This window comes from Flavobacterium gyeonganense, assembly GCF_029625295.1.
GTDB classification, from domain to species: Bacteria; Bacteroidota; Bacteroidia; order Flavobacteriales; family Flavobacteriaceae; genus Flavobacterium; species Flavobacterium gyeonganense.
Window position 1 is genome coordinate 3,744,287 of record NZ_CP121112.1, and the last position, 18,639, is coordinate 3,762,925.

10 protein-coding genes are annotated in these 18,639 nt (G+C 33.4%); 9 read left to right on the plus strand and 1 reads right to left on the minus strand.

Annotated features, from left to right (window positions below; translation table 11 throughout):
* Positions 1-99: 99 nt before the first annotated feature.
* The 5 genes from P5P89_RS16070 to P5P89_RS16090 all read left to right on the plus strand — a co-directional run bounded on the left by P5P89_RS16070 (position 100) and on the right by P5P89_RS16090 (position 6,335).
* Positions 100-387 carry a DUF4834 family protein gene (locus P5P89_RS16070; RefSeq protein WP_278009238.1) on the plus strand — a complete coding sequence of 96 codons (288 nt, stop codon included), beginning with the start codon at positions 100-102 and terminating at the stop codon, positions 385-387.
* 51 nt (positions 388-438) lie between these two features.
* Positions 439-2,898 carry a YfhO family protein gene (locus tag P5P89_RS16075; RefSeq protein WP_278009239.1) on the plus strand — a complete coding sequence of 820 codons (2,460 nt, stop codon included), beginning with the start codon at positions 439-441 and terminating at the stop codon, positions 2,896-2,898.
* A 57-nt stretch (positions 2,899-2,955) separates the two neighbouring features.
* Complete coding sequence (locus P5P89_RS16080; protein WP_278009240.1) at positions 2,956-4,239, plus strand: glycosyltransferase family 4 protein; 1,284 nt, start codon at positions 2,956-2,958, stop codon at positions 4,237-4,239.
* A gap of 53 nt (positions 4,240-4,292) precedes the next feature.
* Positions 4,293-5,762: an oligosaccharide flippase family protein gene (locus P5P89_RS16085; RefSeq protein WP_278009241.1), complete on the plus strand. Its 1,470-nt coding sequence runs from the start codon at positions 4,293-4,295 to the stop codon at positions 5,760-5,762.
* Positions 5,763-6,035: 273 nt separating this feature from the next.
* Positions 6,036-6,335 (plus strand): hypothetical protein, encoded by a 300-nt coding sequence (locus P5P89_RS16090; RefSeq protein WP_269235241.1) that lies wholly within the window; start codon positions 6,036-6,038, stop codon positions 6,333-6,335.
* Positions 6,336-6,423: 88 nt separating this feature from the next.
* Here the strand turns inward: P5P89_RS16090 and uvrA are convergent, their stop codons facing one another.
* Positions 6,424-9,222 (minus strand): excinuclease ABC subunit UvrA, encoded by a 2,799-nt coding sequence (uvrA, locus tag P5P89_RS16095; RefSeq protein WP_278012027.1) that lies wholly within the window; start codon positions 9,220-9,222, stop codon positions 6,424-6,426.
* Between the two features lie 190 nt (positions 9,223-9,412).
* Between uvrA and P5P89_RS16100 the strand changes: the two genes are divergently transcribed.
* From P5P89_RS16100 to P5P89_RS16115, 4 genes are all read left to right on the plus strand, one after another.
* Positions 9,413-12,214, plus strand: a complete 2,802-nt coding sequence (locus P5P89_RS16100) for a triple tyrosine motif-containing protein (protein ID WP_278009242.1) — start codon at positions 9,413-9,415, stop codon at positions 12,212-12,214.
* Between the two features lie 242 nt (positions 12,215-12,456).
* Entirely contained in the window at positions 12,457-15,492 is a 3,036-nt protein-coding gene (locus tag P5P89_RS16105) for a SusC/RagA family TonB-linked outer membrane protein (RefSeq protein ID WP_278009243.1), read from the plus strand.
* A gap of 11 nt (positions 15,493-15,503) precedes the next feature.
* On the plus strand, positions 15,504-16,991 hold the full coding sequence (locus tag P5P89_RS16110) for a RagB/SusD family nutrient uptake outer membrane protein (RefSeq protein WP_278009244.1): 1,488 nt from the start codon (positions 15,504-15,506) through the stop codon (positions 16,989-16,991).
* A gap of 12 nt (positions 16,992-17,003) precedes the next feature.
* A complete protein-coding gene (locus tag P5P89_RS16115) occupies positions 17,004-18,629 on the plus strand; it encodes a hypothetical protein (protein WP_278009245.1) in 1,626 nt (541 codons plus the stop codon).
* The last annotated feature ends 10 nt before the right edge of the window (positions 18,630-18,639 follow it).

Genomic DNA, 18,639 nt, shown 5'->3' on the forward strand with positions numbered 1-18,639 from the left:
AATAACGTTTTCAAATGTACTATATTTTATTATTTATTTAAGATTGATATTTTAATTTTGAACGATGGTTTTATTAATTTTGGAAAAAATTATACGATTATGCAAGAAGCATCATTTTCAGGTTTCCTTAAAACCATAATGTGGGTAATAGCTTTTTATTATATTTTTAAATTTCTGGCTAAAATATTTTTACCTGTATTGGTGAAAAAGGCGGTAGAAAAAGCAGGGGAAAATTTTCAAAGACAACAGCAATATAGTCAGGATAATTCATGGCAAAGAACCAGAAACAACAATAATGATGAGATAATCATCAACACTGCTAATGCAAAAAAGCCTCGGGAGACCAAAAAAGTAGGCGATTATGTTGATTACGAAGAAATAGATTAAGTTTGTATCCTGTAATAATCAGGATTCATCATTTAACCAAACCACCCAAAATTGAAAATAGTAAATAAGTTCTATCCGCATGCCCTTGTAATTCTGGGCTTTATTCTCGTTTCGTTAATTTATTTTTATCCTGTCCTTCAGGGAAAACAAATTTTTCAGTCTGATATTGCTCAATATACAGGAATGGCAAAAGAGCAAAATGACTTTAGGGCTGCCGAACACGCTGAGCCCTATTGGACTAATTCTGCTTTTGGAGGAATGCCAACATATCAGTTAGGAGCAAATTATCCAAATGATTTTGTGGGTAAACTAGATGATTTTTTGCGTTTTTTACCGCGTCCTGCTGATTATTTATTTTTATACTTTTTAGGTTTTTACGGTTTGCTTCTGGTTTTAAAGACTGATCCTTTAAAAGCATTTATTGGAGCAATTGCGTTTGGTTTTTCAACCTATTTAATTATTATTCTGGGAGTTGGACATAATGCAAAAGCCCATGCAATTGCCTATATGCCATTGGTTATAGCCGGTTTTATATTGGTCTTTCAAAAAAAATACATCTGGGGAGGACTTCTTACAATGTTTGCGGTTGCATTGGAAGTAAATGCAAACCACTTTCAAATGACTTATTATCTGTTGATTTTCTTATTGATTCTTTCAGGATATTTTACTTTTACTTTTATTAAAGAAAAACAATTCAAAGAACTTGGAATTGCAGTCGGTGTTTTAGCTATTGCCGGAATTTTTGCCATTGGAACAAATGCTACAAATTTAATGGCAACAAGTGAATATGCTAAATTCAGTACGCGAAGCAACAGCGAACTGACTTTCAATCCGGATGGCTCTAAAAAGACCAATGAAAATGCCTTAAGCCGTGAATATATTACAGAATACAGTTATGGAATTGCTGAAAGTTTTAATCTAATTGCGCCTAGACTTTTTGGAGGCTCAAATCATGAAAATGTAGGGACTGACAGCCGTATGTACTCATTTATGATTGAGCAGGGAGTTCCATCTACACAGGCTCAGGATTTTGTATCAGGGATGCCTACTTACTGGGGAGATCAGCCTATAGTTGCTGCACCTGCCTATATTGGCGTTGTGGTTTTCTTTTTAGGTGTTTTGGCCCTATTTGTTGATGATAGAAAGATAAAATATGTATTTCTTGCAGGCGCATTGTTCTCACTAGTTCTTTCCTGGGGAAAAAACTTTTCACTATTAACAGACTTCTTTATTGATTACGTTCCGATGTATGATAAGTTTAGAGCTGTTTCTTCTATTCAGGTGATTCTTGAATTATGTTTTCCGGTGCTAGCTGTTATGGGTATCCAGTCGTTTTTTAAAGCAAAAGAGGAACCAAAGCTGCAGCAAAAAGCTCTGGTACAAACCGGTGTTTTCGGTCTCGGCGTAATTTTAATTTTGGTAATTGCGAAAGGCTTTTTCCACTTTACCGGAAGCAGTGATAATTATTTCTTAGAAAGTTATGGTCCTGGTTTTGTTGAAGCTTTGAAAGAAGACAGAATGACTTTGTATTCAGCTGATTTATTGCGTTCCGGATTTTTTATTATAGTAACTTTTGGAATTTTATGGCTATTCATTAAAAATAAACTGTCTCAAAATACCACTCTGATTCTTGTAGGGCTTTTGATGATTTTTGATTTGTTTTTTGTGGATAAAAAATATGTTTCTGCGAAAGATTTTGTAAGTCCGGTGGAAATTGCTGCACCCTTTCAGGAAACACCGTCTGATGCACAAATTTTAAAGGATACGACCCATTACAGGGTTTTTGAAGTAAGCGGAAATATGTCAAGTGCCCGTGCTTCTTATTTCCATAATTCATTAGGGGGATATCATGCTGCAAAGCCAAGAAGAATCCAGCAATTATTCGATTATCAGATCGCAAAAAATAATATGGAAGTTTTGGATATGTTAAACGTAAAGTACATTATCCAGACTGATAAAGAAGGAAAAGAATTCCCAACAATAAACCCAAACACAAATGGAAACGCATGGTTTGTCAGCACAGTAAAACTTGTTAATAAGCCAGACGATGTCATGAAAGCGTTAGATCATATTGATACTAAAAAAGTAGCAGTTTTCAATGTACATGAACACGAAGGAAAATTTAGAAGTGCCCGTTTAAAAAAACAATGGGATACGACCGGAACAATCAAAGTGGTGCAATATAAACCAAATTATATCAAATACCAATCGGATAACGGAAAAGACGGATTGGCTGTTTTCTCTGAAATGTATTATAAAAATGGTTGGAATGCTTACATCGATGGTCATTTAACAGATCATTTTCCAGTAGATTATGTTTTAAGGGCTATGGAAATTCCGGGCGGAAAGCATACAATCGAATTTAAATTTGAGCCTCAGGTAATTAAAACCGGAAGTACCATTACCCTTGCAAGCTCAATAGGAATGATGCTGCTTTTGATTTGTGGTATTTATTTTGAAAAATTCTTTCGCAAAGATTCGCAAAGTAATCACGGAGATACTCAAAAATAATTTAATAATCTTTGTGATCCTTAGTGGAGATTTTGTAAATCTCTGTGGAATCTGAATATGGAACAAAAAAAACTTTTAATAATTACTTATTACTTCCCGCCAGCAGGAGGACCCGGTGTACAACGCTGGCTCAAATTTGTAAAATACCTGCCGGAATTTGGTATTCAGCCAATTGTTTATGTGCCTGAAAACCCAACATATCCAATTGTTGATGAAGGTTTAGTAAGTGAGATTTCAGATAAAGTAATTGTTTTAAAGAATAAAATTTGGGAACCTTATCAGCTGGCTTCTGTTTTTTCAAAAAATAAAACGAAGAAAATCGCTTCGGGAATTATGCCCAATAAGAAAAAACAAAGTTTTCTTGATAAACTTTTTTTGTGGGTGCGCGGTAATCTTTTTATACCGGATGCACGTGTTTTTTGGGTTAAACCTTCTGTTTCTTATTTAGAAAAATACATCACTGAAAATAATATTGATACGATTGTGACTTCCGGTCCCCCTCATAGTCTCCATCTGATAGGTTTGGAATTGCAACAGAAACTGAAAGTAAAGTGGTTTGCTGATTTCCGTGACCCCTGGACAACTATAGGTTATCATAAAGCGCTCCGGTTATCTTCTTATGCTGAAAAAAAACATAAAAAGTTAGAGCATAAAGTGCTTAATTCGGCAGACGAAATTATTGTAACAAGTAAAACGACTAAAGCAGAATTTCAGGAAATAACCGATAAACCTATTTCAGTTATTACAAATGGGTATGATATTGAAAATGTTGAGAAGCAGGTTTTAGATACTAAATTTACTCTTGCTCATATTGGTTCCTTTTTATCAGATCGAAATCCAAGGTTTTTATGGGAATGTCTGATTGAATTGTTAAATGACGTACCTGATTTTAAATCACATTTAGAAATTAAATTAATTGGAGCTGTAAGTCAGGAAGTACTTGATTCCATTGCTGAATTTAATCTGAATTCATATCTGAACCTTTTGGGATACGTTTCGCATCATGAAGCAATCGCTCATCAAAAAAAATCTCAGGTTTTGCTACTAATCGAAATTAATTCTGAAGACACTAAAAGCATCATTCCGGGAAAATTATTTGAATACATGGTCTCAGATCGTCCAATAATTGCTATTGGACCTCAAGGTTCTGATTTTGCTGATATTATAAAACAAACCAATACAGGCGTATTTTTTGATTATTCTGAAAAAGCGAAATTAAAAAGTGTAATTTTGGACTTTTATAATCAGTTTTTAGAAGGAAACTTGCAGGCTCATGGGGTTGGTTTACAACAATATTCAAGGAAAAATCTCACCAGAGAATTGGCTCAACTGATAAAGTAACAAGTTTTCCAAAACAAACCAAATAATCTAAATTTAACAATTTACACTCGAACATGGGTATTGTTTTAAATCAATCTTTCAAAAATACTATAATTACTTATATAGGTTTCGGTATTGGGGCTATTAATACTCTTTATTTGTACCCAATTTATTTAGGAGCAACATATTATGCCTTAACAAATTATATTCTTTCTGCCGCAAATGTTATTATGCCTTTATTTGCTATTGGGATGCAAAATACATTAGTTAAATTTTATTCACAATATGATACTGAAGAGGAGAGAGAGCAATTTTTGTCTTTTACAGCATTGTTTCCGATATTAATGTGTATTCCTTTGGGGATTATCGGAATCTTTTTCTTTGATGATATTACCGATTTCGTTTCTAAGGAAAATCCTGTTGTAAGGGAATTTATGTTTTTAATTCCGTTTATTGGAATTTGCATGGCGTATTTTGAAATTTTTTATGCGTGGGCAAGAGTTCACATGCATTCCGTTTTTGGAAATTTTATAAAAGAAGTTGGATTGAGATTATTCTCCAGTTTTGCCTTGATTGGCTTGTATTTTAACTGGATATCCCTGGTTCAATTTGTTTATCTGACTGCAATAATTTATTTTTTAGCTTTTTTGATTACGATGTTTTATGCATTTTATATTAAAAGGCCGAATTTTCAAATCACAATTCCGGACAATGTAAAAAGTGTTATGGAATATACTTTTTACATTATTTTGTCTGGAAGTGTTGCGAATCTGCTTTTAGATGGTGATAAACTGATGCTGAATCAATACATGGAAATTAAGAATATTGCTTATTATTCTGTAGCAACTTATATTGCCTTAGTTATTTCAGTTCCAAGTCGTGCCATGCATCAAATCGTATATCCGATTACTGCTAAATTAATGCATGAAAACAAACATGACGAATTAAATATTTTATACAAAAAAACATCTATAAATCTTCAAATTGTAGGTGGTTTTGTTATGCTGTGCATATTTGTTAATATCAATCAATTATATGAGATTGTTCCTGACGAGTATAGGGGAGGAATTCCTGTGGTTTTTATGATTGGTCTTTCAAAATATTTCGATTTAATTTTGGGAAATAATAATGCTATCATTTTTAATACTAAATATTACAAAACCGTATTATTTCTGGGTTTAGGTTTAGTTATATTAACGTTTATTTTAAATGTAATTTTCATACCCCTTTATGGTATTATGGGATCTGCATTTGCCACCCTGTTGTCAATTACTTTTTATAGTTTAGCCAAATTATTGTTTGTAGTTAAAAAACTTCATTTATACCCTTTTACAATACAAAATTTATATTCTGTAGGAGTTACAACAGCTTTGTTTTTAGCGTTCTATTTTTGGGATTTTCCAATTTATCCTTTGATTGGAATTGCTATGAAATCTATTTTGGTCACGATTTTATATCTATACCTGAATTATAAATTGAATATATCGCCAGATATAAATAAAGTTGTTGATGGTCTTCTAAGAAAAATTGGAATCAAAATTTAAACAAGATTTGTTTAGTACAAATACCTAGTATTAAAAAAATTGAATTAGTTTGATAGATATATAATCCATTTTCGGTATTTCTAATCTAAATTTAACATTTGTTTTATTTGTAGTTTATAAGATAAAAACTACCTTTATGTTCACGGATTAACAAGAAAATCTCTTTTACATTGAAAAATTATTTGTAAATCACTAAAAGTGGGTATTGTTAACAGTATTGAGTTTGTGTAATTTTGTTTAAAAATTTATAAGATTAGTTTTAATTTAATGATTATGAAAAACAATCAATTCAGCCAGGAGGAAAGTTTACAAGTATTCTCTAATATGATTTCTAAAAAGGTTCATAATGGATTTATACTTGAGGAACGCAATGACAAAATGCTTTTTGCGGTACTTTCAAAAGGAGGAAAAGCTGTAGATCATGGTTTCAATTTTATAATATTTTGTCTAACATTAGGTCTATGGTCAGTAGCATGGTTGTATCTTACAGTCCAAGCGTCTAAACAAAAAAAGATTTTAGTCGCTATAGATGAAGATGGTGTTCCCTTTGAAGAAAGATGTTTAGTTGCTTAACGCGCAGGACGAAGCAATTTTAAAAATTAGCCACAAATTATTACTTATTACAATTCAGTAAAAAGAATAATTTGTGGCTAATTTATTTTTATTGGAGTTTTTCTTTTAAATAAATTCCTGTAACAGATTCGCTAACCTTCACAATGTCTTCAGGAGTTCCTGCGGCTAATAAATGACCGCCGTTTTCACCTCCTTCAGGACCTAAATCAACAATCCAGTCCGCACATTTTATAAGATCCAGATTGTGTTCAATTACAATGATAGAATGACCTTTCTCGATAAGGGCATCAAACGATGCCAGTAGTTTTTTAATATCATGAAAATGTAAACCTGTTGTTGGTTCATCAAAAACGAATAAAGCCTTGTCTTTCGTGACTCCCTTTACTAAAAAAGAGGCAAGTTTAATACGTTGTGCTTCACCTCCGGAAAGGGTAGAAGAAGATTGTCCGAGCTGAACATATCCTAAACCAACATCCTGAAGAGGCTGTAGTTTTTGAGTGATTTTGGGTTGTTTGTTTTTTTCAAAAAAAGCAATAGCATCATCGATAGTCATGGTCAGGATATCATTGATGTTTTTTTCGTTGAAATTAATTTCCAAAATCTCTTTTTTGAATCGTTTCCCTCCGCAGGTTTCACAAGGCAAAGAAACATCGGCCATGAAAACCATTTCGACGTTTATAGAGCCTTCTCCTTTACAGGTTTCGCATCTGCCGCCATCTACATTAAAAGAAAAATGCTTGGCCTGATAACCTCTTATTTTAGACAGTTTTTCTTTGGCGTACAAGTCACGAATATCATCATAAGCTTTTATATAAGTAACAGGATTGGATCTGGAACTTCTTCCAATAGGATTCTGATCTACATACTCAATGTGTTTTATTTGAGAAAAAGACCCTTTTATGTCGGTAAACTGACCCGCTTTTTCTGAAGCACTTTCCAGTTTTTTCTGCATAGCCGGAAATAAAATCTTTTTAATAAGGGTACTTTTTCCGCTTCCTGAAACTCCTGTGACTACCGTTAAAACATCCAATGGAAAAGTAACATTAATGTTTTTTAAATTGTTTTCTCTGGCCCCAATAATATCAATATGATTTTTGAATTTGCGTCTTTTTTTAGGTACAGAAATTTCTAAATCACCATTTAAATATTTTGCAGTTAGAGATTCTGACTCTAAAATTTCATCATATGTTCCCTGAGCTACCAAATTTCCGCCAAAAGTTCCTGCTTCAGGACCAATGTCAATAATCATATCGGCTGCTTTCATTATATCTTCATCGTGTTCAACTACAATTACTGTATTGCCTAAATCACGAAGTGACAATAAAACTTTTATTAATCGTTCAGAATCTTTTGGATGTAAACCTATACTTGGTTCATCTAGGATGTACATTGATCCTACCAGACTGCTTCCCAGTGATGTGGCAAGATTAATTCTTTGGGATTCACCTCCTGATAGTGATGCGGAGTTTCTGTTTAAAGTCAGATAATCTAAACCAACTTCAGTCAAAAATGACAAACGATTGTTAATTTCGACCATTAAGCGTTTGGCAATCTGTTGTTCGTAAACATTCAATTCGATGTTTTTGAAAAAACTGACCAAATGTTTTATTGGTAAATCCACTAATTCAGAAACCGTTTTTCCACTGATTTTTACATATGAAGCCTCTTCACGCAAACGTTTACCACGGCATGCATGACATTTTGTTTTACCACGGTAACGGGATAACATTACCCGATTTTGAATTTTATAATTTTTCTCTTCGAGTTCTTTAAAAAAGCTGTTTAATCCCTGAAAATACTGATTGCCTTTCCATACTAAATCTTTTTGATCTTCTGTAAGTTCAAAATACGGTTTGTGAATTGGAAAATCAAATTTATAAGCATGCTTTACTAATTCATCTTTATACCAGCTCATGCTTTCTCCTCTCCATGGATAAATAGCACTTTCAAAAACAGATAATGCTGTATTTGGTACAACTAAATCGGCATCAATACCAATGATGTTTCCGTAGCCTTCGCAAACTGGGCACGCTCCATAAGGATTATTAAAACTGAATAAATGGACATTGGGTTCTAAAAACGTAATGCCGTCTAATTCAAAATTATTAGAATAAGAAAATCTTTTATTGGTACCTAATTCCTGAAGGAAACAAATTCCTTTTCCTTCAAAAAAAGCGGTTTGTACAGCATCTGCAAGACGGTTATAGAATTCTTCTTCCTCTTTAACAACGATTCTGTCAATGACTAATAAAATGTCTTTATTGTCTAATTTGTGAATATCGGAAGGTGAAAATTCATCCAGACGAACCATTTCATTATCAATTAATATACGCGCAAATCCCTGTTGTAAAAGGACTTTAAGTTTGTCTTCAAGCTTTCTTCCTTCTTCTAAATGAATAGGTGACAATAAAAGCCATTTGCTGTCAATTTCTAAAGTTTTTACATCTGAGATAACATCGGTTACGGTATTCTTTTTTACTTCTCTGCCGGAAATGGGAGAATAAGTACGGCCAATTCTGGCATATAAAAGTTTGATATAATCGTAAATTTCGGTTGACGTCCCTACAGTTGAACGGGCGTTGGTGGTATTTACTTTCTGTTCAATTGCAATTGCCGGAGCAATTCCTTTGATGTATTCAACTTTAGGTTTGTCTAAGCGCCCTAAGAACTGGCGTGCATATGATGATAAACTTTCAACATAACGGCGCTGTCCTTCGGCATATAAAGTATCAAATGCCAAACTTGATTTTCCAGATCCTGAAAGTCCTGTGATGACTACAAGTTTATTTCGCGGAATAGCAACATCTACATTCTTTAAATTATGTACCTGAGCGCCTTTAATGATGATATTATGTTTTGGGTCTAGTGTCGAAAGATCAATCTGCATAAAAAAGTCAATTTCTACAAAAGTAATCAATTTTGAAATGAGTTTTGTTAAGGTGGCTGTTCCAAATTTTAACAGAATCTGGATAGAAAACAATTTTTTATAGCTATATATTTTATATTAAAATTTGCTGGTTTGATTCAAAATAAGCTATTTTAGAACTGTTTTTGTAACAAATTAAAACACTATAAATTTGAAGACTAAGCTTTCCTTTCTGTATTTTTTGATGTCTGTAAGCCTGTTTTCTCAGGAATTACCGCCAATTGTAAAATATCCTTCTGCTGTTCACGGTGCAGGAAACCAAAGCTGGATGATTACGCAGGACGAACAAAATATAATGTATTTTGCCAATAATGAAGGACTTTTAGAGTATAATGGAACAAATTGGGAGTTATATCCAACGCCAAACGAAACCATAATGCGATCGGTAAAAGTAATCGATAATAAGATTTATACCGGTTGCTACATGAATTTTGGTTACTGGACAAGACAGTCAAATGGGAAGTTAAAATACACTTCACTTAGCGACAAAATCAAAAATAAAATTCTGGACGACGAACAATTCTGGAACATTTTAAAATATGATCAATGGGTATTATTTCAGTCTTTGAACCGAATTTATATTTACGATACCAAAACAAAAAGATTTAAAATTATTGCGCCTAAAAATGGTGTTGTAAAATCATTTTGTACCAAAAATTCGATTTATTACCAAACTACAAATGAGGGGCTCTTCGAAATCGAAGAAGGAAAAGGAAAATTGATTTCAGAGCACCCTGTTCTGAAAAAAAATACTATTGTAAATGTTTTTGCAGTTGATGACGGCTTACTGATTCAGACGCAATTAGACGGATTTTATAAACTAGTTGGTACAGTTTTAACTCCTTTTAAAACAGCAGTTGATTCACAGATAAAAGCGGGGTTTGTTTACAGCAGCCAGAGGCTTCATGATGGGAGCTATGCTTTAGGAACTGTTTCTGACGGAATTTTTATTTTATCGGATTCAGGAAAATTAAATTATCATATTTCACAAAGTAAAGGATTGAGTAATAATACTGCTTTGTCTTTGTTTGAAGATAAAGATCAGAATGTTTGGATTGGTCTTGATAATGGAATTAATTGTATAAACTTACAGACTCCTGTCCATAGTTTTACAGACGATACAGGAGTATTAGGAACTGTTTATACTTCAATTGTAAACAACGGAATATTATATGTAGGCACTAATCAGGGATTGTTTTGTAAAAGATACCAAAGTAATGAAGATTTTCAGTTTGTAAATGGAACAAAAGGGCAAGTCTGGTCATTATTTGAATATGATAATACTCTTTTTTGCGGTCACGATTCAGGTACTTTTATTGTAGAAAATACTTTGGCAAAAAATATTTTTAGAAATTCAGGAACATGGAAATTTGAGCCAGTGCCGAATCATAAAAATATTCTGTTTCAGGGAAATTATTACGGAATTTCGGTTTTAGAGAAAATTAATAACCAATGGCGATTTAAAAATAAAATTGAAGGTTTTAATTATTCGTCACGTTATTTTGAAATTGCTCCAAATCAGGAAATTTATATAAGTCATGAATACAAGGGGGTTTTTAGGATTAAAACCGATTATTCTTTTTCAAAGGCAATAGATTTTTATACATATTCTTCTCCCAAAAAAGGGAAAAATGCAAGTCTTACAAAATTTAATAATACAATATATTATGCTTGTAAAGACGGAATATTCAAATTAAATTCAGTTGCAAAACAGTTTGAAAAAGACAAATTACTGAGTTCTATTTTTGAAAAGGACGAATATACTTCGGGTAAACTGATTGTTGATAAATCGAATAAAATCTGGTTATTTTCTAAAAATTATATCCATTATTTTTCTGCCAGTAAGTTAAGTCATCAGTTAAAACAAAATATTATTCCAATTCCTTCATCCTTAACAAATTCTATGCTGGGTTTTGAAAATATTACTCAAATTTCAAAGACAGCTTATTTAATAGGAACTACCGATGGTTATTATACACTTAATATTGATGATTTAAGTTTTAAAAATTATATAGTTTCCATTTCCGAGATTTCCGTTAATGAGCAGAATCAGGCTTTGAAAAATGTTGTTTTAAATGAAGAAGGAAGTTTTAAATCGAATAAAAACAATGTCACTTTAAATTATACTGTTCCGGAATACAATAAATATATTAATTCAGAATATCAATATTTGTTAGAAGGTTTTCAGAATGAATGGAGTGAGTGGAGTACAAAATCTTCTGTTAATTTTAAAAATTTACCACCAGGAGAATATACTTTCAAAGTTCGTGCAAAATATGCCAATACACTTTTACAAAATACAGCTACTTATACTTTTATAGTTTTGAAACCCTGGTATTTAACTAATCTGGCTTGTTTGGTTTATTTATTACTGCTTGTTGTGATTGGCTATTTTATTAATAAGGCGTATCGAAACTTTTATCAAAAGCAAAAAGAGAAGTTAATAGAGGAAAATAATCTATTATTAGAGATCAAGGAACTCGAAAACGAGCAGCAGTTGATGAAACTCAGAAACGAGCAATTGTCACAGGATGTTGATAATAAAAACAGGGAGTTAGCGGTTTCAACCATGAGTCTCAATAGCAAAAATGAACTTTTAGCATTTATTAAAGAAGATTTGAAGAAAACGGTTCAGGATGATAACAAAAATATAAAATCGGTTATTAGAACTATCAATGACAATATTACAGAGGAAGATTCCTGGAAAATTTTTAAAGAAGCTTTTGATAATGCTGACAAAGACTTTTTAAAAAGAATAAAACAGATACATCCGTTACTTACTCCCAATGATTTGCGACTGTGTGCATACCTGCGATTGAATCTTTCTTCAAAAGAAATCGCACCATTATTTAATATCTCGGTTCGAAGTGTTGAAATAAAAAGGTATCGCCTACGCAAAAAAATGGATTTGCAGCATGAAATTGGTCTAGTAGAATATATTTTGTCTGTATAGTAAATCTAAATTACGCTATAAATACCTATACATTGCCTCAACATTTACGTTTTATTGTGAATTACACACTTATTTGTTAAAAAAATTAACAATTCTAATTTGCGTATTTAATGATAGTTTTTTTGATGTATTTTTATTTTTATTATTGATTTTTTACGATGTATGTTTTTTGTTGAGGTTATTTTTATCTTATTGTTAAAGAGATATAATAATTTTATCATTCAATAAAAAACTAACTAAATATGAAACCAAAATTATTATTAATAGTATTGCTACTGTTTACCTCTTTTGCGTTTTCGCAGACTTTTGATGTAAATGGTACAGTACTGGATGCTTCAGGGATGTCACTGCCTGGAGTAAATGTAAAAGTTAAAAGTTCGTCACAAAGTACCACAACAGATTTTGACGGTTCTTTTAAATTATCAGGCCTTTCAAAAGGAACGATAATCGTTTTAAGTTACATCGGTTTTCGAACCCAAGAGGTTTCTGTATCGGATAACAGAATAACTGTCAAAATGAACGATGATGCAAAGTCATTGGATGAAGTTGTGGTGATTGGTTATGGTACACAGAAAAAGAGAGATCTTACCGGATCAGTAGGTTTAGTTGACAGTAAAACGATTGAAGCTTTAAAACCTGTAAAAGTAGAGCAGGCTTTGCAAGGAACTGTTTCAGGGGTAAATGTAACTAGTCAGTCAGGTGCCCCTGGTGCGGGATTAGATATTCGCATACGTGGTATTGCTACTAATGGTGAAAACAAACCAGCTGCTATTATTGATGGTTATATAGGAGATTTAAGTTTGCTGAACCCTGGCGATATTGAAACTATTACGGTATTAAAGGATTCCCAAGCTGCTATCTATGGAACTATTGGTGCAAACGGTATCATTTTGATTACTACTAAGATGGGGAAAAGAAATACTAAAGCTAAACTTTCATACAATACATATACAGGGTTTCAGGAAACATCAAAAAAGCTACAGACTTTAAATGCTACAGAATATGCCCTTTTATTAAATGAAAGTTATGCTAACGCAGGAAAAACAGTTCCCTATCCTAACGTTACTGGTTTAGGAAAAGGCACCGACTGGCAGGATGAAGTTTTTGGTAAAGGGATACCAATTATCAGTCATGACTTAACTATTTCAGGAGGATCAGAAAAAATAAACTATTCTGTTAGCGGTTCCCATCTTGATCAGGAAGGAATAGTTGGGGCAGATAAATCTGGATTTTTAAGAAATACTGCCAGAGTAGCTATTGGTGGTGACGTAACTGATAGATTAAAATTTAAGACTAATGTAATTTATACTTATTTTACAAGAAAAACAGTAAATGAAAACGGATTAGGGTCTGTTTTATTTAATGCTTTAAATATTCCAGCTACAATTAAACCATATGATGCAAATGGAAATTTTACAGTAATACCTCTTAATGGGTTAGGAAACGAAATTATTAATCCTTTAGCCCAGATTGCTAACACCTATAATGATTATAATTATAAAAAACTTAATGGAAGCTTTGGTATAGATTATAAAATTTTTAAAGATTTTGTAATAACGAGTACCATCGGTTTTAATACTTCAAACAGTGAATCGAAAACTTTTGGAAAAGAAATTAGTTATGGGGGTAAAGTGTTTGACGTAAAGCAAAGCTCAGTAACTCAGGGAGCTGTAAATGATAATGATTATTCATTTGACCTTTATGGTACTTACACAAAAAAAGTCGGTGAAAGTCATAATATAGTTGGCGTTATTGGCACTACAATTTACAAAACCTGGGGCAATGGACTTTATGCAACTGGCTATGATGTGCCTTATAATTCATGGGAATTTGCTGACCTTAAATTAATATCAACTATTTCAAAAGTTTTAAATAACAGTTCTTATGATTATGATGTAAGAAGATTGTCTTATTTTGGAAGGGTACAATACGATTTTAAAGGCAAATATTTACTTTCTGCTATTATAAGACGCGATGCCTCTTCCAGATTCGGTCCGGCAAATAAAGTAGCTTATTTTCCTTCTGTCACTGGAGGATGGGTTGTTTCTGACGAAAAATTCTTTGGAAATTCAAAAACAGTTAATTTCTTAAAATTCAGAGCCAGTTATGGTAGTTTAGGAAATGATCAGATTGGAGATTTTACTTATTTAGGTCAGCTCACAGGAGAAGCTACTTACGTTTTTAATGGCGAATTGGTTAGTGGCAGGGCTCAGGGTATTCTGCCAAACCCGAATGTGAAATGGGAAGCAGCTAAGAAGTTTGATGTTGGGGTTGATATGAAATTATTAGATAATAAAGTTTCAGTAGTAGCAGATTATTTTATAGATACCAGAAAAGATTTGCTAATCCCTGGTATTGCAGTTACTGGTATAAGTGGGATAGGTGCACCGGGTGCTGGTGCTCCAACGATAAATGCCGGTACAGTAAGGAATTCAGGTTTTGAATTTGCTGTCGATTACAAAGAGAAGTTTTCTGATGCTTTTTCTATGAGCGCCGGATACAATGTTACTTTTCTTAAAAATAAAGTAATTGAGGTAAATAATGCTACTCATTATATAGAAAGAGGCTCATTTTCTGTGGGGCAGCTTGCGCCAACCAGAATGGAAGAAGGAAAGCCAATAGGTTATTTTTATGGATATAAAACTGATGGTATTTTTCAAAATCAGGCAGAAGTTGATGCACACCCTTCTCAACTGGCTTTAGGAGCAAATGCTGTTCCCGGTGACTTGAGATTTGTAGATATTAATGGAGATGGTGTTGTAGATAGCAAAGACAGAACAAATATTGGAGATCAGATTCCTGCAGCTACTATGGGATTCAATTTACAGCTCAATTATAAAAATCTGGATTTCGCAGTTTACACTTATGCATCTTTGGGTAATGACTTAATAAGAAACTACGAGAGGAATCTGTCAGATGTTAACCATTTGGATTATATATTAGACAGATGGACTGGAGAAGGAACTTCAAATTCGACACCAAGAGTTACAACAGGGGCTACATCAAATAGTGTCTTTTCTGATTATTATGTTGATGACGCTTCTTATTTAAGAATTCAAAATGTGCAGTTAGGGTACACATTAGATCCTAAATTAACTCAAAAAGCCGGAATTACAAAACTTAGACTATATGTTGGGGCCAATAATCTTTACACTTTTACAAAATATAAAGGTTTTGATCCTGGAGCTTCTACCGGAGATCCTATTGCGGGAGGAATTGATTACGGGTTTTATCCGGTACCAAGAACTTATCAATTAGGACTTAATCTTAACTTTTAATAGCTATCAAAATGAAAAAATATACACAAATATTTCTTTTAACAGGACTACTGTTTTCAACAGTTTTTGTTTCTTGCTCGGATGATTTTGTAGAGACCAAACCACAGTATTCTATAGATTCAGAAAACTATTTTAACTCAAAGAGTGATTATGATCAGGCATTAGTTGCTGCTTATGACATACTTCAATCTACATACGCCAATGTTTTGCTGGGAGAAATTGCTTCAGATAATACTTTGTGTGGAGGAGAAAGCCCTACAGACGTTATCGGCTGGCAGCAAATTGATGATATGATTCACACTTCAACAAACAGCAACCTTAAGAATATATGGGATTGGATGTTTGCAGGTGTGCAAAGAACTAACTATATCCTTGAATTTAAGGATAAAACTGATTTTGAAGGAAAGGCACAACTTCTGGCAGAAACGCGTTTTCTTAGAGCATATTATCAATTTGAATTAGTAAAATGGTTTGGCGGTATTCCGATGAAAGGCGATGCTAGATTTAAACTTGGAGATGAAAAAACAATTCCTCGCTCAACAGTAGCAGAAGTATATGCTTCAATAGAAGCTGATTTAACTTTTGCAATTGCTAATTTGTCTCCATTAACATCGACAACTCAAAAAGGAAGAATTACTAAAGGAGCAGCGCAGGCTTTATTAGGGAAAGCCTATTTATATCAAAAAAAATTTGCACAGGCAGCCACAACTTTAGAAGGTTTAATAACTACTTCTCCTTATTCTTTGGTGTCAGATTATAATTCAATATTCGAAATGGAAGGAGAAAACGGACCTGAATCAGTATTTGAAATACAATATACAGACGTTGAAGGTGCCGGATTTGGGTGTTTGCAATGCAGCGAAGGGAATGTAGCAGTTGGTTTCAGTGGTATACGTGGTTATGAGGGGCCATTGTTTTCACCTGGTTTTAGTTTTAATGTTCCAACTCAGGAAAGTGCGGATGCTTTTGAAGTTGGCGACAGACGTAAAGATGTTGCTATATTAGATATTGCAGCCTGGGCAGCAGCTAATTCTGGTGTTAAGTATAGTAAAGGAAATGAGGATACGGGTTTTTTTAACCGAAAATATTTACCAAGAAAAAGAAGCGCGAATGCTGCGGGAGATTTGAATTTGACGAATCCAAATAATTACAGGGCTATTCGTTATGCTGATGTTTTATTAATGGCTGCTGAAGCTTACAACAGAGGAGGAATTGATGATGGTAAAGCAAGAGGATATCTGAATCAGGTGAGAAGACGTGCTTTTGGAGATACTAATCATGATATATCAGCTTCAGGAGCTGCATTAACTGATTTTATTTTAGCAGAAAGAAGACTGGAACTTTTTGGAGAAGGACATCGTTTTTTTGATTTGGTGAGAACTGGAAAAGCAGTTGGGAAAATACCCGGTTTTGAAAAAGATAAAAACGAGTTATTTCCGATTCCAATTGAGGAGATTCAATTTGCAAACGGAAGCTGGAAACAAAATCCCGGATATTAAAAAGCATCAATCATGAAAAAAATACATTTTATTATAAGTTTTTTTGTTTTGACAATCCTGATGGGTTGTGCAAGCGATAACAGCGATATTGATTTAGACAGTATAGCTGTACCTGAAAATATATCGGCCTTGACTACGGTAACACAGGATAATTCAGGAAAAGTTACTTTTTTGCCTAAAGGAGAAGGAGCAACACAATACAAAGTTGATTTTGGTGATGGAAGTACCGTTTCAGAATATATTTCGCCAGGAGCTACAGTGACACACGCATATGCTGAAGGTGTTTATACTGCTAAAATCATAGCGATGGGATTAAATGGGAAAACTACCGAAGTAGCTCAGCAGGTAGTAGTTTCTTTTAAAGCCCCTGAGAATTTAGTAGTTGTGGTAACGAATGATTTATCAGTATCTAAAAAAATAACAGTAAAAGCGACTGCTGATTATGCTTTATTTTATGATGTTTATTTTGGAGAAGCAGGAAAACCAGATCCAATTTCGGCAAATAACGGTGAATCGGTTTCCTATACGTACCAAAATGCAGGAGTGTATACCATTCGTGTGGTTTCAAAAAGTGCTGCCGTTAAAACTACAGAATATAAAACTGAGGTTACTGCCAAACTGGTTCTTAATCCAACAACATCAGCTCCGGCTCCGCCAAACAGACAAGCTGGTGATGTGATTTCTATTTATGGTTCTAAATACACCAATGTTGCAGGAACGAATTATTTCCCGGACTGGGGTCAGGCAGGTCAAGGAAGCAGTTGGACAGAATTTGATTTAAATGGAGACAAGATGTTGAATTATATCAAATTAAGTTATCAGGGAATCGCATTGGCAGATGGTACATCAGTAGATGTTTCGGGTATGGAATATTTGCATATGGATGTCTGGACAGCAGATTTGCAGAAAATTGAAACTTCATTGATTAATGTTGGTCCTTCAGAAAAACCTGTAACAAAAGATCTTACTGCAAATCAGTGGACAAGTATTGATATTCCAATTTCAGCATTTACAAGCCAGGGATTGTCAGTTGATAAAATTTTTCAGTTAAAATTAGTTGGAACACCATGGGCTGGCGGAACAGTGTTTATTGATAATATTTATTTCTATAAAACAGCTGCTCAATCTGTGCAATTGCCTCTTGATTTCGAATCAGCTAGCTTAACTTATGCTTGGGGTGGTTTTGGAGATGCAGGTTTTGGACCAATTCCTGTTTCAGTTGTTACAAATCCTGATAAAACAGGAGCTAATACATCAAATAAAGTAGTTAAAATTGAGAAAACATCCGGAGCTCAGGTTTGGGCTGGTGCAAGTCTGAATTTAGAAAATACAATTGATTTTACTAAAGGTACTACAGTAAAAGTAACTGTTTTGTCTCCTAAAGTTGGTGCTGATATTTTATATAAAATGGAAGCTTCAACATCTCCAAAAGACGGAAATGGAAATCCAACAGTATTTTTCGAAGCACATGCCACTACCACAACAGCAAATGCATGGCAGGTATTAACTTTTGATTTGACAACTGCACCAGGTTTTAATGCTGCTAATAAATACGACCGAGTTATTTTATTCCCTGACTTTGGGCAAATGGGAACAGGTTCGACCTATTACTTCGATGATATAAAACAATCCAATTAAAATAAGAAAT